We start from the raw sequence: 21,155 nt of genomic DNA, 5'->3' as shown, positions 1-21,155 counted from the left end.
CGGCGGCAACCCGTGAAACCGAACGAAAAGGACCCCCGTGAAATTCAAGATGGCCGAGAAATCCCTGTTTGCCATGCTGCTGCGCTCGCCATGGTGGGTCAGCTTTGTGGTGGTCGGCCTCATCGTCCTGGCCGCAGGTGCGCTGCTGCCCAAGGAATACTTTGCGGTGGGTGCGCTGGCGGGTTTCCCCATCTTTGTGGTCGGCTGCATTGCTGCCTGGAAACAACTGCGCGCCCCCAACCCTGCCAGGGTTGCCGAGATGCTGGAGGCCGTGGGCAGCATGCCCTGGCGCAGCTTTGCCGACACCCTGGCATCCGCCTGGACCCGGGCGGGCTACACCGTGGAGCGGATCAACGGCAACAACGCCGGGGCCGACATGCGCCTGACCCTGGGCGGCAAGACCACGCTGGTGAGCGCCAAGCGCTGGAAGGCTGCCACCCACGGCGTGGAGCCCTTGCGCGAACTGCACGCGGCCATGGTGGCCAGCGATGCCCAGGCGGGCGTCTATGTGGCAGCCCTGGGGCAGGTCAGCGACACCGCCCGGGCGTTTGCTGGCGAACACACCATCGTGGTGCTGCAGGGCGATGCTGTGGCGCAGCTTCTGCTGCGCCAAGGCTAGGTAGCTATGTTTCAAGGCCCGCAGCCCCGCTGAATCACCGCAGTGAAGTCAAAAGGCGACGAGCCGGCCCTCCCTGGGCCACGGTTTCAACCGTCCAGTTCTGCGCACAGGGCGGCAAAAGAAATGGCAGGGTTCAAAGCGCGTGATATCGGCCGGCCAACCACCACATGCGTTGCACCAGCCTCGATGACCTGCGCTGCGGTGGTGAAGCGGGCGTGGTCGCCTTTGGCAAACTCCAACGGCTGTATGCCGGGCGTGACGATCAGCATCTCCTGCGGCAATGTGTTGCGCAGGAGCCTGGCTTCCAGTGGCGATGCGACTACGCCATGGCAGCCTGCTGCTTGGGCAAGGAGCGCAAGGCGCAGCACCTGTTCTGGCACTGTCGATACCACGCCCACTTCGCGCAGCGCCTCGTCGTCCATACTGGTGATGACGGTCAGTGCGAGCACTTTGAGCCCGGGGAAGTGCGCCGCAGACGCCACGGCAGCTTCCAGCACCGCAGATCCTGCCGAAGCATGAACCGTCACCAGGGAAACGCCCAACTCCCCGGTCGCAGCAACGGCGGCAGCCACCGAGCTTGGGATTTCAAACAGCTTGAGGTCCAAAAAAACCCGCTTCCCGGCGTCCACCAGCTCGCGGACAAAGGAAGGGCCTGCCGCCGTGAGCAACTGCAAGCCCACCTTGTAGAAAGACGCGGCGGGGCCCAGCTTCCGGACTAGGTCGGCTGCGGACGCAGCCGCAGGGAAATCAAGCGAAACGATGATGCGCTGGTTCAATCCGCCCCCAAAAAAGATCTTCATGAGCATGCCACAGGCACCGCGCAGGCAACCCGTGCCCCACCCGCGCTGCAATCGAGGAAGCCCGACACAGGCTCGTCCCCAACCCTTCGGTGGGGGTTTGCAAGATTGAAGCCCCTCGGCAACGGCGAGATCTCCGGCCTCCTCCATGCGGGTTTTCCCACATAAAACGCTCGCGGCCGCCCCCCGACACTTGGGGCACCACCCAGCAAACACCCATGCCGCCCTCAGCCCCTTCCGATACCCCTGCCTCCCACCGCCCCCCTACCGGCCTGCTGCTCACCGGCGGTGGCGCCCGTGCCGCCTACCAGGTGGGCGTGCTGGAGGCCATTGCCGACATCCGCCACGCCTGCGGAGAAGGCGGCGGGCCCAACCCGTTCCCCATCATCACGGGCACTTCCGCCGGCGCCATCAACGCGGCGGCACTGGCCTGCGGGGCCGACAATTTCGACCGCGCGGTGCGCCGCATTGCCCGCGTGTGGCGCCAGTTCCACGCCAGCCAGGTCTATGGCGCCGACTCGCTCAGCGTGATGCGCAGCGGCGCGCGCTGGCTCACGCTGGTGTCGATGGGCTGGGCACTGGCGCGCTGGCGGCGCATGCGACCGCGCTCGCTGCTGGACAACTCGCCGCTGGAGAAACTGCTCGTCAAGATGGTGCCGCTGGTGCGCCTGCCGGGGCTCATCCGCAAGGGCCACCTCACGGCGCTGGCCGTGACGGCGTCGAGCTACAGCTCGGGCGAACATGTCACTTTTTTTGAAGCCGCCACGCCCGTCAAGCCCTGGGTGCGCTCGCAACGCAAGGCCGCCAGCGACCGGATCACGCACGAGCACCTGCTCGCGTCCTCGGCCATTCCGTTCATTTTTCCGGCCAAGGCCATCGAGGTGGATGACCACATCGAGTATTTTGGTGACGGTTCCATGCGCCAGTCGGCGCCCATTGCCCCTGCGATCCATCTGGGGGCAGAGCGAATTCTGGTGATCGGCGCGGGCCGCATGCACGAGCCCAAGGGCGATGCCGCCGCCAATCCCACGGCCACCTACCCCACGCTGGCGCAGATTGCGGGGCACGCGCTGTCCAACATCTTTCTGGACGCGCTGGCGGTGGACGTGGAGCGCGTGCAGCGCATCAACCAGACCCTGTCGCTCATCCCCGAGGAAAAACGCCTGCACAGCGCGCTGCGCCCCATCGAGCTGCTGGTGATTGCCCCCTCGCAACGGCTCGATGCCGTGGCAGCACGCCATGTGGGCGACCTGCCTGGGCCCGTGCGCGCCATGCTGGGCGCGTTGGGCGTGACCTCCAACATGGCCGACGTGCGCGGCGCCGCACTGGCCAGCTACCTGCTGTTCGAGTCGGGCTACACGAAGGAGCTGATGGCCCTGGGCCGGGCCGACACCTTGGCCATGCGGGCCGAGGTGTGCCGGTTCTTCGGCTGGACGGATACCGGCGCCGAGGTGCAGATGAGGGAGCATTCGTGACACCCCCCTGGGTCGCCTCGCGCCTTGCAGGCAGCGCGCCATACCGTGGCAGCGGCGACCAAGAGACCGCTACTGTCCCTTGAGTACATCCTTGGGCAACCAGCCCAGGCCATGCGCGTGCAGGCTCTGCACATACAGCCGGTCCGCCGTTTCGGTGATCGCCGTGGTCTCGGGGTAAGCGCCGCTCGGGTCCTGCAGGTCGGCCACCACCTTGCCGTCGTCGGTGAACGCGATCACATGGCCGTAGGGCTTGGGGATGGGCCACAGCGCGCGCGGCAGGCGCAGCGTCAGGCTGCGCAGCCAGGGCTTCCCGGCCATGTTGTCGATGGCGGCGCCGCGCGGCTTGGCAAAGCCCAGCCAGATGCGGCCGTCCATGCCACGCATCAGGTTGTCGGGGTAGCCGGGCAGGTTGTCCAGCAGCACGCGGGCCTGGGGCGTGGGCTGACTGCCGGCGGGGGCCTTGACCTTGGCATCGGCCTCGCTGATGTCGAGGTCGTTCGCGTCCACCGCGATCTTCCACACGCGGTATTTGCCGGTTTCGTTGACGAACAGGGCTTTTTCATCCTGGCTCAGCGCCACGCCATTGGCAAAGCTGATGCCCCGGGCTACCACGCGTGTGGTGCGGGTGGCGGGGTCGTATTCGATCACCCGGCCCGTGCTGGCCTGCTCCAGGATGTCGAGCACGCTGGCTTCAAAGGTACCGCCCCAGTCCTTGGGGGCAAAGCGCGTGGAGGCGTCGCTCAGGTACATCTTGCCGCTCTGGGCCACCACCACCGCATCGGCATAGCGGATAGGGTCGTTGCCCACCTTGTCGGCCAGCACGGTGACCTTGCCATCGGGCGCAATGGACAACAGGCCCTTGACCGCATCGGCGGCAATCAGGTTGCCTGCTGCATCAAAGTCAAAGCCCAGCACCCGCCCGCCGGTGTTGGCAAACACCTCCTGGCCCGAGCCATCGGCATTCATGCGCAGGATATTGCCGCTGAGCACCGTGGTGTAGAGCTTGCCGTCCTTGCCAAAAGCGATGTGCTCGGGCCCCACCTCGCCCTTGAGGGCGATCATCTGCAGCTTGGCCAGGCGCTGGTTGGGTGCGTGCACACCCTGGTAGCCCGGCGCGGCAGGCGCGCTCCAGACCACCGGCTGGATGGGCACCGGCCACGCCGCCAGGTAGGCGGCCACCGCCAACACAGCGCCGCCAACGCCCCACCCCACCCGTTTCGCCCATGTTCTGGCCATTTGTGATCTCCTCGTTGCATGTTGGAATGCGAGGCATTGTGGCGCCATCGGTGGCCTGCGCGCACGCCCTGATTGGCACCTGGGCGACCCGACCGGGCCCACGCAGCGGCCGCAGCGGTCAAGGACACCGCCGACCGCCTAAAATCACGGGTTCCGCCTGAGAAAGCCGCTTTTCATGACGTCATCCGCCCGCAAACTCTTCGTTACCACCGCCCTGCCGTATGCCAACGGCAACTTCCACATCGGCCACATCATGGAATACATCCAGGCCGACATCTGGGTGCGGTACCAGCGAATGCAGGGCCACGCGGTGAACTTCGTGGGCGCGGACGACACCCACGGCGCGCCGATCATGATTGCCGCCGAAAAAGCAGGCAAGACGCCCCAGCAATTCGTGGCCGACATCGCCGCCGGCCGCAAGCAGTACCTTGATGGTTTTCACATCAGCTTTGACAACTGGCACAGCACCGATGCGCCCGAAAACCACGACCTGGCCCGCCAGATCTACCGCGACCTGCGCGACCGCGCGGATGGCTCGCTGATCGAGGTGCGCACCATCGAGCAGTTCTTCGACCCCGAGAAGAACATGTTCCTGCCCGACCGCTACATCAAGGGCGAGTGCCCCAAGTGCCACGCCAAGGACCAGTACGGCGACAACTGCGAGGTGTGTGGCTCGGTCTATGCACCCACCGACCTCATCAACCCGTTCTCGGCCCTGTCCGGCGCCAAGCCCGAGCTGAAGAACTCCGAGCATTTCTTCTTCAAGCTGTCGGACCCGCGCTGCGTGGAGTTTCTGGAGAAGTGGACGCAGGACGGCAAGCTCCAGCCCGAGGTGGCCAACAAGATCAAGGAATGGTTCACCGTCCGCACCAACCCCGACGGCACACAAAGCGAAGGCCTGGGCGACTGGGACATCAGCCGCGACGCACCCTACTTCGGCATCGAGATCCCCGATGCACCGGGCAAATACTTCTACGTGTGGCTCGACGCGCCCGTGGGCTATCTGGCCTCGCTCAAGAATTGGTTCGACAAGGGCGGGCCGAAGGCGAAGCACGGCGACACGCGCAGCTTTGACGAATACATGGCCGCCGCCGACACCGAGCAGTACCACTTCATCGGCAAGGACATCGTCACGTTCCACACGCTGTTCTGGCCCGCGATGCTGCATTTCAGCGGCCGCAAAACGCCCAACAACGTGTTCGTGCACGGCTTTTTGACCGTGAACAACGGCGAGAAGATGAGCAAGAGCCGTGGCACCGGCCTGGACCCGCTCAAGTACCTGAGTCTGGGGATGAACGCCGAGTGGCTGCGCTACTACCTGGCCACAAAGTTGTCTGCCCGCAATGAAGACATTGACTTCAATGCCGAAGACTTCATGGCGCGCGTGAATAGCGACCTCATTGGCAAATACGTCAACATTGCGAGTCGATGTGTCACGCTTCTTCAGAAGAACTTCAACGGCGAAGTAGGTACTGTGGACCTCAGCGCCATTGAATTACAAGCATCGCCAACAGATCACCCTGTTGTCCTTACAGACCAACGGATTAGCGCCCAATGGCTAGGTAAGCTCGTAACGCACTACTACGAGCAGCGCGAATACGGACGCGCCATTCGGCTGATCATGGCTTTCGCCGACGAAGTGAATCGGTACATTGCAAATGAGAAGCCTTGGGATTTGGCCAAGCCAGCAGGGGATAGAGATCGCTTGCATCAAGTGCTCTCAAACTCGTTGAATGCCTTTGCTGCTATCACGCGCTGTCTCGCGCCGGTGCTACCGGCCACTGCCCAATCGGTCTCCAAACTCTTTGGTGAAAACAATGACATTGCGCAGAACGTCCTCCATGTATGCCTACAGCCAGGTGAGCGGATCGGCGCCTACCAGCACCTGATGCAGCGCGTCACCCCCGAGCAGCTTGAGGCCTTGTTTGAGGCACCAGCGCAGGCGGAACAAGCGCCAGCAGCTACTGAAACCATAGCAGCACCCGGTGGTGAAGAACTGGCCCCCACCATCACCATCGACGACTTCACCAAGATCGACCTGCGCATTGCGCTGATCGTGAACTGCGAAGCCGTGGAGGGATCGACCAAGCTGCTGCGCCTGACGCTGGACGTGGGCGAAGGCCGCACGCGCAACGTCTTCAGCGGCATCGCCAGCGCTTACAAGCCCGAAGACCTGATCGGCAAACACACGGTGATGGTGGCCAACCTGGCCCCGCGCAAGATGAAGTTTGGCGTGAGTGAAGGCATGGTCCTGGCCGCCAGCCATGGCGACGAAAAAGCCAACCCCGGCATCTACGTGCTCAACCCCTGGCCCGGCGCCACGCCCGGCATGCGCGTGCGGTAAAGCGCGCAGACCCAGCAGATCGGGCGGCGCCCAAGGGCACTCAGGGGCGCTGGGGCCGCCACACCACCAGGCAATGAAGGAAGGGGCAGGACATCCACCAGCCCCGCTCCTCAAAGCGTCAGTACAGGTACACCGCGCCCGCGTTGGTTCTGCTTTCGTCGATCTGGTTGCCACCAACTCCGTTCGACCCGCCGTCTTCCGTCGATGCACCCACGGCCAGCGTGGTGCCGTCACCGGATATCGCGACGCGGCCGCCGAACCGGTCCCCGGCGCCGGTGTTGGGGGCCTTCAGGTAGGTTTGCTGCGCCCAGGAGCCGGCGCTGCGGCGAAACACCAGCACAGCGCCTGCATCGACTGCCGCGATGTCGGCCTGGTCTCCATTGAATCCGCGCGCACTGCTGTTGTCCCGGTACGACGGCACCACCAGCGTGTTGCCGTCGCTGGACATGGCCAGGTTGTTCCCGAAACGGTGGGGCGCGCGGGTATTGGAGGCCTTCAAATAGGCCTGTGCCTGCCAGGCGCCGCCTGCACGGATGAACACGAACACCGCTCCCGAGTTGGTGGCCAGCGTGTTGCTCGCGGGGGGCACCACGAAAACGCCAGTGTGGTTGCTGCTGTCTCCGTCCATTCCCACGGCCAGCGTATTGCCGTCGCCCGACAGCTGGACCGCCACGCCGAAGCGGTCCTGCGCCAGGGGTTGCGGAGCCTTCAGGTAGGCCTGCTGCGACCACGTTCCCGCGTTGCGCTCGAACACGTAGGCCGCTCCGGCATTGGCCAGCGTGTCGTCCGCCGGATTGCTTGCGAAGGCGCTGCGCTCAAAGAAGGCCCCCACCGCCAAGGTGTCGCCCGACCCGGACACACTGAGGTAGATCCCGAAGAAATCTCCCGCCCCCGCGTTGGAGGCCTTGAGGTAGCCTTGCTGTGCCCAGCTGGTGCCTGTGCGGGTAAAAACATAGGCTGCCCCAGACGCGGAATAGGCGGCGTTGCCGTGCACTCCGCTCAAGTCGCCATCCTCGTTGTAGGCGCCAACCGCCAAGGTGTTGCCGTCGTTCGAGAGGGCGACGAATGAACCGAAAAGATCGTCCGCATCCGCGTTGTTCGCCTTGATGAAGGCCTGCTGCGACCAGGATGCACCCGTGCGGGCATACACATAGACGGCACCTGAGTTGCTGGCCAGGTTGTTGGTCGCCGGCATCGTCGAAAACGTGCCCTTCTGATCGCCGCTTTCGCCGTCCGCGCCGATGGCCAGCGTATTGCCGTCGGCAGACAAGGCCAGGGCGTTTCCAAAATAGTCGTTGGCCTCGCCATTGGGGGCCGCAATGCGCGCCTGCTGCGACCACGTGGCGCCGCTCTTCGTGAAAACGTACACGGCGCCGGTGTTGCCGCCCTCGCCATAGGCCCCCACGGCCAGCGTGGTGCCGTTGCCGGACAAGGCCACACGGTTTCCGAACCGACCTTCGACCGTGGTGGTGGAAGCCTTGAAGTAGCCAACGGCACGCACCATGTCCACAGCCACGGAGGCCGATGGGGCACTGCACCCACCCGCGTTGCAGGCGCGCACCGTGTACGTGGCATTCAGCCGCTCGTGCAACAGCCCCCGTATGGCGTAGGTCAGCCCGGTGGTAGCCGTCGAGCCGATCTGCGCGGATGCCAGCGGGCCCGGGCCGTCCGGGTCTTCGTACACCGTGTAGCTGGTGGCGCCGGGCGCCGAGGTCCAGGAAAAGACCAGTGCCTTCGTCCCATAGGCAATGCCCAGGCCACCCGGCGTGGGGGGCGCCGGCACAGGTGGGGGCGGAGGTGGCGGAGGGGGAGGCGAAGATACCGTGCGGCAAAGCACCCGCACCTGGGTCACTGGCGCCACCACGACCCCGGCGGCAGCATCCACCGTGCAAACCTGGTCCGCTGGCTGTTCGCGCACCGTCACGGCGTAGGGGCTGCCGTGGGACAGCGGAGATGCAAAACTGAAAACGCCATTGGCTGCCACCAACAGGTCCGCGGCGCCGTTGAGCCGCAAGGTCACGACGCCAAGCAACCCCGTGATCGATCCGCCGACGGTGTAGGTATGGGTGGTGCAGACCACCAGGATATTGGTGACCGGGCCTGCCACCACGCCCGAGCCGTTTTCCACAACGCAGGTCTGCCCGGCGGGCTGGGTCCGCACAACGATGTGATAAGCCTCGCCCTGCGAAATGCTGGTGGCATAGCTGCCGCTGGCCGTGATGGTCAGGTCCGCTCCCGTGCCATTGGCCAGGATGAGCGTGCCGACCAGCCCCGTCACGGTGCCGCCCACGGAATGTTGCGCCACGGGTGGCGGTGGTGGGGGCGCAACGGGGTCTTCGCCACCGCCACACGCCATCAGGACTCCACTCACCACCGGAAGGAACAGCCTTGCCGCCCCGGCAAGCCTTGCCCACAGCGCCTCGGCTCTGGCAGAAAAAGTTCGATACATCAGGGGTTCTCCGGGCACGTGAACGGGGTGGGCGCTTCACCCCCTCAGAAAGCGCGGGCGAATCCGGCTCCCGTGGTGCAGGTTCAGGCGGGGTGACAGGGACTCTAGTGCGGGTGGACGTGCCAACGCACCCCCACTGAAGCAGGGTTGACAGATGGAATTGAATCGACCACCGGGGTTTCGCGGGGGCTCAAAACCCCGGGGACCCGTTCACGATCTGAGGCAGGCAGCCGCCGCGCTGGCGGCCCTCGCCCTCAATGGCCCACGTAACGCCCTGGCCGGTGGCTGATCCACAAGAACCCGCTCATCACCAGCACGGCCAGCACCGAATACGCCACGCGGTCCACCGGCACCACAAACAGCGCCAGCAGCACCACGGTGCCATCGATCATCATCTGCACCTTGCCCGCGCGCATGCCGTAGCGGGCCTGCAGGTACAGCGACACCACCGTAGCCCCACCCAGGCTGGAGCGGTGGCGCGCCAGAAACAGGCAGCCCGTGCCCAGCAGCAGCCCGCCCAGCAACGAGGCGAACAGCGGGTTCAGGTAGTCCACATGCATCACGTGCGGGAACAACTCGGTCAGCAGCGACAGCAGGCCCACGCAAACAAAGGTCTTGATCGTGAACTCGCGCCCCATGCGCGTCCAGGCAAACCAGTAGAACGGCAGGTTGACCACAAAAAACAGCTTGCCGAACGAGACGCCGGTGACGTAGTGCAGCAAGAATGCCGCGCCCGCCGTGCCGCCCACCAGCAGCCCCGCCTGGTTGAACAGCATGAGCGCCATGGCGACAAACAGCGTGCCGGCAAACAGCGCCTGCACATCCTCGAACGCGCCGTGGCGCAGGGTGGTGGCATCGGCGGCGGCGTTGGGCTCTGCAGCGGGGACGGGGGTGTCGGTCATGGTGTGGGGGTCGGGCAATCGTCCAATCAAGCCGCACAAGGCGGGGGCCGGGAAGGCAATCCAAGATCAGCAAGCAATATGCCAGGGAGCGCGGGCGCCGCCCCTGCCTAGCAGCATGTTGGCGGGTAAATTTCTAAGCTTTTTTAGCCTCCATCGCTTATTGGTATTCGTTAGTTTGCTATCTATTTTGCACATCCATCGACATCCAAGCCGCCCGGCGCGGCCCCCGGGAGCGGGCGCATTCGGCACGCAATGTGCTTGGTCTGCGCACAGATTCCGCCCCATTGCACTCCGCACCCGGCTCACTACACTGAAGTCTGCCTCGCACTGATCCGGTTGTGGCTGCATCCCGGCGGTGCCGATGCCCTGGGCCGCCGCAGAGCCCCCGACAAGAAAGTGCCCGCCACCATGCAGTTTTCACTCGCCTTCCACCCCCGCTTGCTCGATGCGCTGCGCGGCTACGACAAGGGCCGATGGCTGGCCGATGTGGGCGCGGGGGTGACGGTGGGCATCGTGGCGCTGCCGCTGGCCATGGCGTTTGCGATTGCCAGCGGGCTCAAGCCCGAAGCAGGGTTGTGGACGGCGATCATCGCGGGCTTTCTGATCTCGGCCCTGGGGGGCACCAACGCGCAGATTGGCGGGCCGGCGGGGGCGTTCATCGTCATCGTCTACGGCATCGTTGAGCGCTATGGCGTGGCCAATTTGCTGATCTCCACGGCCTGCGCGGGCGTGCTGCTGGTGCTGCTGGGGCTCTTCAGGCTGGGCACGCTGGTGCGTTTTGTGCCGGTGAGCATCGTGATCGGCTTTACCAACGGCATCGCGGTGTTGATTGCGCTGTCGCAGGTGAAGGACTGGCTGGGGCTGTCGATTGACCGCATGCCGGGCAATTTTTTCTCGCAGGTCGGCACGGTGGCGCAGCACCTCGACAGCTTCAACCCCTATGCGTTTGGGCTGGGCGCAGCCTGTGTGGCCGGGCTGTTCCTGTGGCCCAAACTGATGATGAAAGGCTCGCCGATGATGCAGGTGCTGGAGCGGCACACCGTGCGCAGCTTTGCGCGCGTGCCTGCGCCGGTGGTGGCCCTCGTCACGCTGAGCCTGCTGGCCTGGAGCATGGAGTTTCCGGTGGAGACGATTGGCTCGCGGTTTGGCGGCATTCCACAGGCGCTGCCGGTGTTCGAACTGCCCGATTTTTCGTGGGAGACGGTGCGGCTGCTGGTCACGCCCACACTCACCATCGCGCTGCTGGGCGCCATCGAATCGCTGCTGTGCGCCCGCGTGGCCGACCAGCTGGCCACCGATCCGCACCACAAGAAACACGACCCCAATCAGGAACTGGTGGCCCAGGGCCTGGCCAACCTGGTGGTGCCTTTTTTTGGCGGCATGCCCGCTACGGGCACCATTGCACGCACGGTGACCAACATCCGCTCGGGCGCCACATCGCCCATTGCAGGCATGGTGCACGCCGCCACGCTGGCGGTGATCGTGCTGGTGGCCGCGCCGCTGGCACTGCACATTCCACTGGCGGTGCTGGCGGGCATCCTGCTGTATGTGGCCTGGAACATGGGGGAGTGGCACGAGTTCGTGCGCCTCAAGCACTTCAGCAACCACTACCGGCTGCTCATGCTGGGCACGTTTTTCCTCACGGTGGTGTTCGACCTCACGGTGGCGGTGGAGGTGGGCCTGTTCATGGCCTGCGCGCTGTTTGTGCGGCGCATGAGCGGGCTCTTTCGTGTGGTGCGCCAGCCGGAGGTCCAAGGCAGTTTCCCCCAGGAGCGCCCAGTGGCCACCTGGCGCCTGCACGGCGCGCTGTTCTTCGGTGCCGCCGCCAAGATCGACCCCATCCTCCAGGCCGTGGAGACCGGCCCGCCGGGCATGGACGTGGTGCTGGACGCAAGCGAACTGGTGGCGCTGGACACCACGGGGCTCGACGCTCTGGCCCAGATCCTCAAGGCGGTGGCCGCACGCGGCGGGCGGCTGCGCCTGGTGCACCTGCACGAGCAGCCGCGCTCGCTGATCGAGCGTTCGGGCTTTGCCGCCCGGCTGGCGGCGCAGGGGCTGGAAGACCTGCCGGTGTGATCGTCTGCGGCGCTACTTGCCGCCCTTGAACTCCGGCGCATCCAGGTCCGCGCCCGTCTGGGTGCGCAGCACCACCTGGTCGGGCCCGTAGACCACGGTGAACACCTTGGCCTGGTTCGGCGCCTCCAGGTAGCGCCAGTCGGCGTGGGTTTCCCGCTTCAATTCGTAGGGCGTGACCTTGGCGGGCTTGCCCAGCAGGCGGCGCACCTCGTCCATGCGCGTGCCGGGCACCACGCGCGCAAAGTTCTCGGGGGTGAGCACCTGGCGCAGCGCCGTCATGCGGCCGTCGCCGCCGATGGTGATCATGTAGTTGACCTGGCCTGCAGGCTGGCGGTTGTACTCCAAGGTGCGGGCACCGCCGGCTTCGTCCCACACGTTTTCGGGGGCGCCAAAGCGGTCTCGCACATCGGCCTCGGTAGAGACGCCGGGCTGCAGTTCGCTGATGCGCTGCGGGTCGCAGGCGGTGAGCGCCAGCAGGGAAAAGGCGGCGGCGGCCAAGGCAGCGGCGCGATATATCAAGGGCATAAGTCGGTCCCGGTAAAATCCGTGGCAAAGAGGTTAACAGTCCATGTCCATTTTCCGCCGCCCCGACTACCAGTCCGACACCACCCAGTTCATCAACCAGCTCAAGGCCAGCCGCCCCGAGCTGGACCAACAGCAGCAAGCAGGCCGCGCTTTGCTGTGGGACAAGAACGTGGACCGCAAGGTCTGGGGCGAATACCGCGACGGCCAGGTGCCCCAGAAGCCCTACGTCTACCAGACGAACGCTGAATAAGCATCCAATTGGCCTCCAGCGCTTAGCCATCAAGCGCTGATAGCTCACTTTTCAATAGCATTCATGACCACCGCGAACGCAGCGGCCCATTCGCCCAGCGCGCCCGTGCTGGATGCGGCGGGCATGCCCGTGGTGGTCGATCAGGTGGCGCTGGCGCGCCTGTATGGCGAGCCGCTGTTTGCGCTGCCGCAGGACCTTTACATCCCGCCCGATGCGCTCGAAGTCTTCCTCGAAGCCTTTGAAGGCCCGCTCGATCTGCTGCTGTACCTGATCCGCAAGCAGAACTTCAACATCCTCGACATCCCCATGGTGGGAGTCACCAAGCAGTACCTGGCGTATGTGGACGAGATCCGCAGCCGCAACCTGGAGCTGGCGGCCGAGTACCTACTGATGGCGGCGATGCTGATCGAGATCAAGTCGCGCATGCTGCTGCCGCCCAAAAAGCAGGCTGAAGGCGAAGAGCCCGAAGACCCGCGCGCCGAGCTGGTGCGCCGCCTGCTCGAATACGAGCAGATGAAGATGGCCGCAGCCCGCCTGGGGCAGATGCCGCAGTACGGCCGCGACTTCCTGAAAGCCCAGGTCTACATCGAGCAAAGCCTGCAGCCACGCTTTCCGGACGTGCATGTGGTGGAGCTGCAGGACGCCTGGCGCGACATCCTGAAACGCGCCAAGCTGGTACAGCACCACCGGATCACGCGCGAGGAACTGAGCGTGCGCGAATACATGAGCATGGTGCTCAAGACGCTGCAAGGCCGCCGTTTTGTGGAGTTTGAAGAACTCTTCGAGCCTGAAAAAGGCAGCACCGTGCTGGTGGTGACCTTCATTGCGCTGCTGGAGCTGGCCAAAGAGACGTTGATCGAGATCACACAGGCCGAGGCCTTCGCACCCATCTACGTGCGCCTCGCCTACACGCCGGCCTAGGCTGGCCCCACTGTTCACCGCCCTGGCCGGTGGCCGTGGCGCTACTCCCATTCCTCACCCGCAAGCCATGGCATCCCACGACTTCGACGTTCTCATCGTAGGCAGCGGCCTCGCTGGCCTCTCGGCGGCCCTGCACCTGGCGCCCACGCACCGCGTGGCGGTCATCACCAAACGCACGCTGCAGGATGGCTCCAGCGGCTGGGCCCAGGGCGGCATTGCCGCCGTGCTGGCCGATGACGACAGCTTTGCCGCCCACATTGAAGACACGCTGGTGGCGGGCGCGGGCCTGTGCGACCTGGCCACCACACGCTTCGTGGTGGAAAACGCACCCGCCTCGATCGCCTGGCTGCGCGAGCTGGGCGTGCCCTTCACGCTCGAAGGCGACCAGCTGCACCTGACCCGCGAAGGCGGGCACAGCGCGCGCCGCATTGCCCATGTGACCGACGCCACCGGCGCGGCCGTGCAGCGCACGCTGATCGATGTGGTGCGCGCCACGCCCGGCATCACGCTGTTCGAGCAACACACGCTGGTGGACCTGATCACCACCCGCAAGCTAGGCTTGCCCGGTAACCGCTGCCTGGGCCTGTACGCGCTCGACAGCGACACCGACGAAGTCGTCACCTTCCGCGCGCCGCAAACCATCCTGGCCACGGGCGGCGCGGGCAAGGTGTACCTGTACACCACCAACCCCGACACCGCCACGGGCGACGGCATTGCCGCCGCGTGGCGCGCAGGCTGCCGCGTGGCCAACATGGAGTTCATCCAGTTCCACCCCACAGGCCTGTACCACCCACACGAAAAGTCCTTCCTCATCAGCGAGGCCGTGCGGGGCGAGGGTGGCAAGCTGCTGTTGCCCCCCTCAGCCGGCGGCACGCGCTTCATGCTCGACCACGACCCGCGCGCCGAACTGGCCCCGCGCGACGTGGTGGCCCGAGCCATCGACTTCGAGATGAAAAAGCACGGCCTGGACTGCGTGCACCTCGACATCTCGCACCAGAGCCCCGCGTTTTTGCAGGAACACTTTCCGAACATCCTGGCCCACTGCGCCGCGCTGGGCATCGACATCACCAAAGAGCCCATCCCCGTGGTGCCCACGGCCCACTTCACTTGCGGTGGTGTGCTGACCGACCTGGCCGGCCGCACCGACCTGCCCGGCCTGTACGCCGTGGGCGAAGTGGCCTGCACCGGCCTGCACGGCGCCAACCGGCTGGCCAGCAACTCGCTGCTCGAATGCATGGTGTTCGCGCGCGCCGCCGCGCAGGCCATTGCCGCAGCACCCACCGCCACGCTGCCCGCTGTGCCCGCGTGGGACGACAGCCGCGTGCAGGACGCCGACGAGTCCGTCGTCATCTCGCACAACTGGGACGAGCTGCGCCGCTTCATGTGGGACTACGTGGGCATCGTGCGCACCAACAAGCGCCTGGAGCGCGCCGCCCACCGCATTGCCATGCTGCAGGGCGAGATCCAGGAGTTCTACGCCCACTTCCACGTCACGCGCGACCTGCTGGAGCTGCGCAATCTGGTGCAGGTGGCCGACCTGATCGTGAAAAGCGCCCAGCTGCGCCGCGAAAGCCGGGGCCTGCACTACAGCCGCGACTATCCCGAGGTCGCAGCCCCAGCCGCCCCCACCATCCTCGTCCCTCCGGTGAAATGAAACACCCCCTGAGTCGCTTCGCGCCTTCCCCCTCAAGGGGGACGACACCCTCACTGCGGGGCGGCCCTTGCTCGGTGTCCCTCGCCCTGGCCGCGCCAGTTGTATGGGCCGATGCCTCAGCACACCACGCGCAAGGACATTCATGACCTATAGCGTCAAAGAAATTTTCTACACCCTGCAAGGCGAAGGCGGCCAGGCGGGCAGCCCGGCCGTGTTCTGCCGCTTTGCAGGCTGCAACCTCTGGACGGGCCGCGAGCAGGACCGCGCGCAGGCCATCTGCCAGTTCTGCGACACTGACTTTGTGGGCACCGACGGCACGCTGGGTGGCAAGTTCGAGACGGCCACGGAACTGGCAGAGCTGATCGCCGCCCAATGGCCTGCAGGCGCGGGCCACCGCCTGGTGGTGCTGACCGGCGGCGAGCCCCTCCTGCAGGTCGATACGGCGCTCATCGACGCACTGCACGCGCAGCAATTCCGCATCGCTGTGGAAAGCAATGGCACCGTGGCCGCGCCCGAGGGCATCGACTGGCTGTGCATCAGCCCCAAGGCCGGCGCGCCGTGGGTTCAGCGCAGCGGGCAGGAGCTGAAACTTGTGTGGCCCCAGCCGGGGTTTGACCTGCAGGCATTGGAACAAGACACGCAGTTTGCCCACCGCTTTCTCCAACCCATGGATGGCCTGCTGCAGCGCCAGAACACCGCCACCTGCATTGATGCCTGCATGGCCAACCCCGCGTGGCGCCTGAGCCTGCAGACCCACAAGCTCACCGGCATCCGGTGAGCGGTTTTCTTTTTGGTTCCCGTATGTTGTTCACCATCTCCCAGCGGTTCTTCTTCGACGCCGCCCACACCCTGCGCCGTGAGATCGAGGCCGAAGGCAGCCGCCGCGTGCACGGCCACACCTACCACGCCGAGGTCTCGCTCAGTGGACCACTCGACCCCGCTACCGGCATGGTGCTGGACCTGGGCCTGCTGCGCCGGGGCCTGGAGGTGGTGCGCGGGCAGCTTGACCACCACATGCTGGACGACGTGCCGGGCCTGGCCACACCCACGCTCGAGAACCTGTGCGTCTTCATCGCCCAGGCCCTGCCTTCCGAACTTCGCCCCCGCGTGAGCCGCGTGCGCGTGTGGCGCGAAGCACTGGGCGACAGCTGCGTGCTCGATTTTTCTGTCCATTGACCCTGCCGCCCGCCCCGCGTGCCTTCAAGCGCTGGCGCTGTCTGCCGTCACCCTTTCAACGTCTTCATCGCAAGGAAGTCCGATGTTCCGCACCCTGCTCAAATCCAAGATCCATCGCGTCGCCGTGACCCAGTGCGAGCTGCATTACGAGGGCTCCTGCGCCATCGACGAAGACCTGCTCGATGCGGCCAACATCGCCGAAAACGAGCAGATCCACATCTGGAACATCAACAACGGCGAGCGTTTCGTCACCTACGCCATCAAGGGCCAGCGCGGCAGCGGGATGATCTCGGTGAACGGCTCGGCCGCGCGCCGCGCATCCGCAGGCGACCTGATCATCATCGCGGCCTTCGCCCAGGTGCATGAGGACCAGGTGCCCACCCACCAGCCCCAGCTGGTGTTTGTGGACGACCACAACCGCCAGACCGAACTGCGCCACGCCGTGCCTACCCAAGTGGTCTGAACATGCAGCCTACGCACGACGGGCTCGTGGCCCGCAGCCTCGCCAGCGTCTGGCACCCCTGCACGCAGATGAAGCGGCACGAGGCCCAGCCCCCCGTGGCTATCGCCCGCGCGCAGGGCCCGTGGCTCTATGGCACCGACGGCCAGCGCTACCTGGACGGCATCAGCTCCTGGTGGGTCAACCTGTTTGGCCACAGCCACCCTCACCTCCAGGCCGCGCTGGTGGACCAGCTGGGCAAGCTCGACCACGTGATGCTGGCAGGCTTCACACACGCGCCGGTGGTGGAGCTGTCGGAGCGCCTGGTTGCACTCACCGGCCTGGGCCATGCGTTCTACGGCAGCGACGGAGCAGCCGCCACCGAGATCGCGCTGAAGATGAGCGCGCACTACTGGCGCAACAGGGGCCTGCCCGCCAAGAGCCGCTTCGTGGGCCTGGCAGGCGGCTACCACGGCGAGACCGTGGGCGCGCTGGCCGTGACCGACATCGCGATCTTCCGCGAGGCCTATGCGCCACTGGTGCGTTTGGCGGACACGGTGCCCAGCCCTGATGCACGCGGCGCCGCTGCCGGCGAGAACGCTGACGATGTGGCGCGGCGCGCCATTGCCGCGCTGGAAATCTGGCTGGCCGAGCACCACGAAACCACGGCCGCACTCATCGTCGAACCGCTGGTGCAGTGCGCCGCCGGCATGGCGATGCACAGCCCCGAATACCTGCGCCTGGCGCGCGCGCTGTGCAGCCGCTACGAGGTGCACCTGGTGGTGGACGAGATCGCCGTCGGCTTTGGCCGCACCGGCACGATGTTCGCGCACCAGCAGGCGGGCATCCGGCCGGATTTCATTTGTCTGTCCAAAGGACTCACGGGCGGCACGCTGCCCCTGTCGGCCGTGCTGACCACCGATGGGGTGTACGCCGCGTTCTACGACGACGATGTGGCGCGGGGCTTTCTGCATTCGCACTCGTACACCGGCAACCCGCTGGCCTGCCGCGCGGCGCTGGCCACGCTGGAACTGTTCGACGAACTCGATGCCCTGAACGCCAACGCGACCCTGGCCCTGCGCCTCGACGCCGCCTGTGCGCCTCTCACCCACCATCCGCGCGTGCGCCATGCGCGCCGTCTGGGGATGATCTGGGCCTGGGACATTGATACGGCAGCCCCCGACTTTGCACGCCGCTACCACCAGCACGCCATGGCGCGTGGGCTGGTGCTGCGGCCTATTGGAAATACGTTGTATGCCATGCCACCCTATGCGCTGGATGAAGAGGCCGTGCAGTGCCTTGCCAGCGGTGCGCTCGACGCACTGAACGCCACCCTGCAGGAGGAGAATCCATGATTGGATGTTTTGTCACCGGTACCGACACAGGCGTCGGCAAGACGCTGGTGTCCACCGGCCTGCTGCACGCCCTCGCGCCGCACCACCGCCGCGTGGTCGGCATGAAGCCCGTGGCGGCCGGCGTCGTACCGTGGGGCGAGGACTGGGCCAGCGAGGACGCCATCGCACTGCGCTCGGCCTCCACCCTGGCCGTGGCACCCGAGCTGGACAACCCCGTTCTGCTGCTCGACCCGCTCTCGCCCCACATCGCGGCAGAACGCGCCGGGGTGCAGATCGACATCGCCGCCATCGTGCGCAGCTACCAGGCTCTGGCCGCGCAGGCCGATGCGGTGGTGGTGGAGGGCGCGGGGGGCTTTCATGTGCCGCTGACCAACACCCAGACCGGCGCCGACCTGGCCCAGGCCCTGGCGCTGCCGGTGGTGCTGGTGGTAGGCCTGCGCCTGGGCTGCCTCAACCATGCGCTGCTCACGGCCGAAGCCATTCGCACGCGCGGCCTCACCCTGGCCGGTTGGGTGGCCAACCGTGTGGACCCCGAGATGGAAGCCGCCGACGAGAACATCGCCTACCTGCGTGCGCGCCTGGGCGCACCGCTGCTGGCCGAGGTGCCTTACCAGGACCTGCCCGATGCGCGCAGCCTGGTGTTTGAGCTCCCCGGAGAATGGCTATGACGCAGGAATCCCACCCCACATCCTGGCTCGACGAGATTCCGGGGCGCCTGGCCGACATCGAGCGCGCGCACCTGCTGCGCCGCCGCCGCGTGGTGGTGCCCGCCAAGGGTGCCCGCCTGTTGGTGGACGGCCAGCCCATGCTGGCCTTTTGCAGCAACGACTACCTGGGCTTGGCCAGCCACCCAGCGCTGGCCGAGGCCGCCCGCGACGCCACGCACACCTTTGGCGTGGGCTCCGGCGGCTCGCCCCTGGTCAGCGGGCACAGCGCCGCCAACGATGCGCTCGAGCAAGACCTGGCCGCCTTCGTGCAACTGCCCCGTGCGCTTTACTTCTACGCGGGCTATGCCACCAACACCGGCATCATCCCGGCGCTGGTGGGCGATGGCGATGCGCTGTTTTCCGATGCGCTCAACCACGCCTGCCTGATTGACGGTGCCCGCCTGTCGCGCGCCACCATCCACCGCTACCCCCATGCCGACCTGGCCGCGCTGGAAGCACAGCTCGCCGCCAGCCCCGCCCGGCGCAAGCTGGTGGTCAGCGATGCCGTCTTCAGCATGGACGGCGATCTGATCGACATCCCTGCCCTGCTCGCGCTGTGCGAACGCCACGACGCACTGCTGCTGCTCGACGACGCCCATGGCTTTGGCGTGCTCGGCCCCCAGGGACGCGGCAGCCTCGCGCAGGCGGGCCTGACGGGCGCCACGGCATCGCGCCGGGTGCTCTACATGGCCACGCTGGGCAAGGCAGCGGGCGTGGCTGGCGCCTTTGTGGCGGGAGATGCTGCACTCATTGAATGGCTGCTGCAGAAAACCCGCACCTACATCTTTGCCACGGCCGCGCCACCCCTGCTGGCGAGCGCGTTGCGCAAAAGCCTGGAGTTGATCGCGGCGGCAGACGACCTGCGGGAGGGGCTGCGCCAGCGCATTGTGCAATTGCGCGAAGGCCTGGCGACGCTGCCCCCGGAACTGGGCTGGCACCTGCTGCCGTCCCACACGGCGGTGCAGGCGCTCATCATCGGCAGCAACGAAGCAGCCCTGGCCGTGATGGAAAGCCTGCGCCGCCAAGGCCTGTGGGTGCCGGCCATCCGCCCGCCCACGGTGCCCGTGGGCACGGCCCGGTTGCGCATTGCGCTGTCGGCCGCCCACACGGCGGCCGATGTGGACGAGTTGCTGGCCGCGCTGGCAACCCATGCGGCCGACTGTGTGGCGGCTCGCCCACAAAAAACCGCAGGCACCAGCATGGCGCCTGCGGCCGCTACAGCCTGACTATGGCCTGCACATCGCCTGAAGGCTCAGCCGACCTCTGGAAACCAGGAGGTCGGCTGAGCACCGTCAGGCGCTTTCCTTCACCACCCGTCCGTTGAGCGGCTGCAGCGGCCGCGCGTTGGCGTTGTAGAGCTGGCGAAACGCCTTGATCTGCTGGGCGCCCAATTTCACAGGCTCCTTGAGCACCATCCACTGAACCCCCTCAGAACAGGGCGGCGTGGTCAATGAGCCGGCAAAGCTGTAGTAGCCCTTCTTGGCAGGCAAGAGGGTGCTGGCATCCAGGCTCAGGCCATCGACCGTCACCTGCTCACCCACACGCGGCAAGTGCGCAAAGATGGGCGCCCAGGCCGCGTTGGTCTTGCCGGTCTGGAGCAGCACCGCCACCACGCCCAGCCCACCGTCCGCGCCCTTGTGCACAAAGTGCGCCACCATGGCCGCATGCTTGCCACCAATGGCCTCCTCGCTGGGGGTGTGGAAGTGGAACTGCAGCAGGTCCATTGGCTTGCCATCCACCACCAGTTTGCTGCCCGCGGGCATGTTCACCTGCACGGTATGCCCATTGTTGACCAGCGTGGGGGCACCGGCCGCGTACTGGAAGTCCAGCGCGGGCAACGCCTCTTTCACGGTCTTGCGAATGTCGATGGGGCTCTGCGCCGCACCGCGCGCGCAGGCCTCGAAGCCTGGCTCCAGCGCCCCCCAGTGGGTGGCGCCGTGTTTGCCCTTGTACTCCCAATGCGGGTGAGCCCCTTGGGCACCGGCCCAGGTGGCCGCACACAGCGCCAGGGCAGCCACGGTGGTGTGTCGAATCAATGTTTGGTATTTCATGGTTTTATTGAAGACAGGTGAGGAAATGCTGCAGCCTGCCTGCATATTGGCTCCGAGCACAGCAGCCCCTTCGGATTTCGCCCTGGAAGGCTTCTGGCAGCACGGCAGCAACACACAAACCGGCACACAACGCGGGCCCCACAACGCGCAGGGCCGCCCGGATTCTGAGCAAACGGCTT

19 protein-coding genes are annotated in these 21,155 nt (G+C 66.2%); 13 read left to right on the top strand and 6 right to left on the bottom strand.

All coding sequences use genetic code 11. The features are described 5' to 3' along the window. Positions 1–49: 49 nt before the first annotated feature. Positions 50–619, top strand: a complete 570-nt coding sequence (locus ARADN35_RS0114240; RefSeq protein ID WP_029414024.1) for a restriction endonuclease — start codon at positions 50–52, stop codon at positions 617–619. A gap of 86 nt (positions 620–705) precedes the next feature. Here the strand turns inward: ARADN35_RS0114240 and pyrF are convergent, their stop codons facing one another. Further along, the gene (pyrF, locus tag ARADN35_RS0114235) at positions 706–1,419 is read right to left on the bottom strand and encodes an orotidine-5'-phosphate decarboxylase (RefSeq protein ID WP_010463257.1); all 714 of its coding nucleotides are present in this window, start codon (positions 1,417–1,419) and stop codon (positions 706–708) included. 215 nt (positions 1,420–1,634) lie between these two features. Between pyrF and ARADN35_RS0114230 the strand changes: the two genes are divergently transcribed. Next, a complete protein-coding gene (locus ARADN35_RS0114230) occupies positions 1,635–2,891 on the top strand; it encodes a patatin-like phospholipase family protein (protein WP_010463256.1) in 1,257 nt (418 codons plus the stop codon). 69 nt (positions 2,892–2,960) lie between these two features. On the opposite strand, the gene ARADN35_RS0114225 is transcribed toward ARADN35_RS0114230, so the two are convergent. Beyond that, positions 2,961–4,127 carry an SMP-30/gluconolactonase/LRE family protein gene (locus ARADN35_RS0114225; RefSeq protein WP_029414023.1) on the bottom strand — a complete coding sequence of 389 codons (1,167 nt, stop codon included), beginning with the start codon at positions 4,125–4,127 and terminating at the stop codon, positions 2,961–2,963. Positions 4,128–4,302: 175 nt separating this feature from the next. Between ARADN35_RS0114225 and metG the strand changes: the two genes are divergently transcribed. Continuing rightward, complete coding sequence (metG, locus tag ARADN35_RS0114220) at positions 4,303–6,471, top strand: methionine--tRNA ligase (RefSeq protein WP_010463252.1); 2,169 nt, start codon at positions 4,303–4,305, stop codon at positions 6,469–6,471. A gap of 118 nt (positions 6,472–6,589) precedes the next feature. Here the strand turns inward: metG and ARADN35_RS26405 are convergent, their stop codons facing one another. Together ARADN35_RS26405 and ARADN35_RS0114210 are read right to left on the bottom strand one after the other, a co-directional pair. Next, positions 6,590–8,920: a hypothetical protein gene (locus tag ARADN35_RS26405; RefSeq protein WP_081474640.1), complete on the bottom strand. Its 2,331-nt coding sequence runs from the start codon at positions 8,918–8,920 to the stop codon at positions 6,590–6,592. A 254-nt stretch (positions 8,921–9,174) separates the two neighbouring features. Then, on the bottom strand, positions 9,175–9,822 hold the full coding sequence (locus tag ARADN35_RS0114210) for a YitT family protein (protein WP_035197844.1): 648 nt from the start codon (positions 9,820–9,822) through the stop codon (positions 9,175–9,177). Between the two features lie 408 nt (positions 9,823–10,230). Between ARADN35_RS0114210 and ARADN35_RS0114205 the strand changes: the two genes are divergently transcribed. Then, on the top strand, positions 10,231–11,898 hold the full coding sequence (locus ARADN35_RS0114205; protein ID WP_029414022.1) for a SulP family inorganic anion transporter: 1,668 nt from the start codon (positions 10,231–10,233) through the stop codon (positions 11,896–11,898). A gap of 12 nt (positions 11,899–11,910) precedes the next feature. On the opposite strand, the gene ARADN35_RS0114200 is transcribed toward ARADN35_RS0114205, so the two are convergent. Next, positions 11,911–12,423 (bottom strand): hypothetical protein, encoded by a 513-nt coding sequence (locus ARADN35_RS0114200; RefSeq protein ID WP_010463245.1) that lies wholly within the window; start codon positions 12,421–12,423, stop codon positions 11,911–11,913. A 43-nt stretch (positions 12,424–12,466) separates the two neighbouring features. On the opposite strand from ARADN35_RS0114200, the gene ARADN35_RS0114195 reads away from it, so the two are divergent. The 9 genes from ARADN35_RS0114195 to bioF all read left to right on the top strand — a co-directional run bounded on the left by ARADN35_RS0114195 (position 12,467) and on the right by bioF (position 20,151). Next, positions 12,467–12,673: a DUF3460 family protein gene (locus ARADN35_RS0114195; protein ID WP_010463244.1), complete on the top strand. Its 207-nt coding sequence runs from the start codon at positions 12,467–12,469 to the stop codon at positions 12,671–12,673. Positions 12,674–12,796: 123 nt separating this feature from the next. Further along, the gene (locus ARADN35_RS0114190) at positions 12,797–13,594 is read left to right on the top strand and encodes a segregation and condensation protein A (RefSeq protein ID WP_241777011.1); all 798 of its coding nucleotides are present in this window, start codon (positions 12,797–12,799) and stop codon (positions 13,592–13,594) included. Between the two features lie 67 nt (positions 13,595–13,661). Continuing rightward, on the top strand, positions 13,662–15,248 hold the full coding sequence (nadB, locus tag ARADN35_RS0114185; protein ID WP_010463242.1) for an L-aspartate oxidase: 1,587 nt from the start codon (positions 13,662–13,664) through the stop codon (positions 15,246–15,248). A 142-nt stretch (positions 15,249–15,390) separates the two neighbouring features. Beyond that, complete coding sequence (queE, locus tag ARADN35_RS0114180; RefSeq protein ID WP_010463241.1) at positions 15,391–16,026, top strand: 7-carboxy-7-deazaguanine synthase; 636 nt, start codon at positions 15,391–15,393, stop codon at positions 16,024–16,026. Positions 16,027–16,049: 23 nt separating this feature from the next. Further along, on the top strand, positions 16,050–16,424 hold the full coding sequence (locus ARADN35_RS0114175; RefSeq protein ID WP_010463240.1) for a 6-carboxytetrahydropterin synthase: 375 nt from the start codon (positions 16,050–16,052) through the stop codon (positions 16,422–16,424). Positions 16,425–16,506: 82 nt separating this feature from the next. Then, positions 16,507–16,887 (top strand): aspartate 1-decarboxylase, encoded by a 381-nt coding sequence (panD, locus tag ARADN35_RS0114170; RefSeq protein ID WP_010463239.1) that lies wholly within the window; start codon positions 16,507–16,509, stop codon positions 16,885–16,887. Between the two features lie 2 nt (positions 16,888–16,889). Beyond that, a complete protein-coding gene (bioA, locus tag ARADN35_RS0114165; RefSeq protein WP_010463238.1) occupies positions 16,890–18,218 on the top strand; it encodes an adenosylmethionine--8-amino-7-oxononanoate transaminase in 1,329 nt (442 codons plus the stop codon). After that, positions 18,215–18,886 (top strand): dethiobiotin synthase, encoded by a 672-nt coding sequence (gene bioD / locus ARADN35_RS0114160; RefSeq protein WP_010463236.1) that lies wholly within the window; start codon positions 18,215–18,217, stop codon positions 18,884–18,886. Before bioA ends, bioD begins: the two co-directional genes overlap by 4 nt. Beyond that, complete coding sequence (gene bioF / locus ARADN35_RS0114155; protein WP_010463234.1) at positions 18,883–20,151, top strand: 8-amino-7-oxononanoate synthase; 1,269 nt, start codon at positions 18,883–18,885, stop codon at positions 20,149–20,151. The genes bioD and bioF overlap by 4 nt, the downstream gene beginning before the upstream one ends. A 66-nt stretch (positions 20,152–20,217) precedes the next feature. On the opposite strand, the gene ARADN35_RS0114150 is transcribed toward bioF, so the two are convergent. Then, complete coding sequence (locus ARADN35_RS0114150) at positions 20,218–20,976, bottom strand: carbonic anhydrase (protein WP_010463232.1); 759 nt, start codon at positions 20,974–20,976, stop codon at positions 20,218–20,220. Between the last annotated feature and the right edge of the window lie 179 nt (positions 20,977–21,155).

It is taken from the genome of Acidovorax radicis N35 (assembly GCF_000204195.1).
GTDB classification, from domain to species: domain Bacteria; phylum Pseudomonadota; class Gammaproteobacteria; order Burkholderiales; family Burkholderiaceae_C; genus Acidovorax; species Acidovorax radicis.
This window is presented reverse-complemented; position numbering and strand designations above follow the sequence as displayed.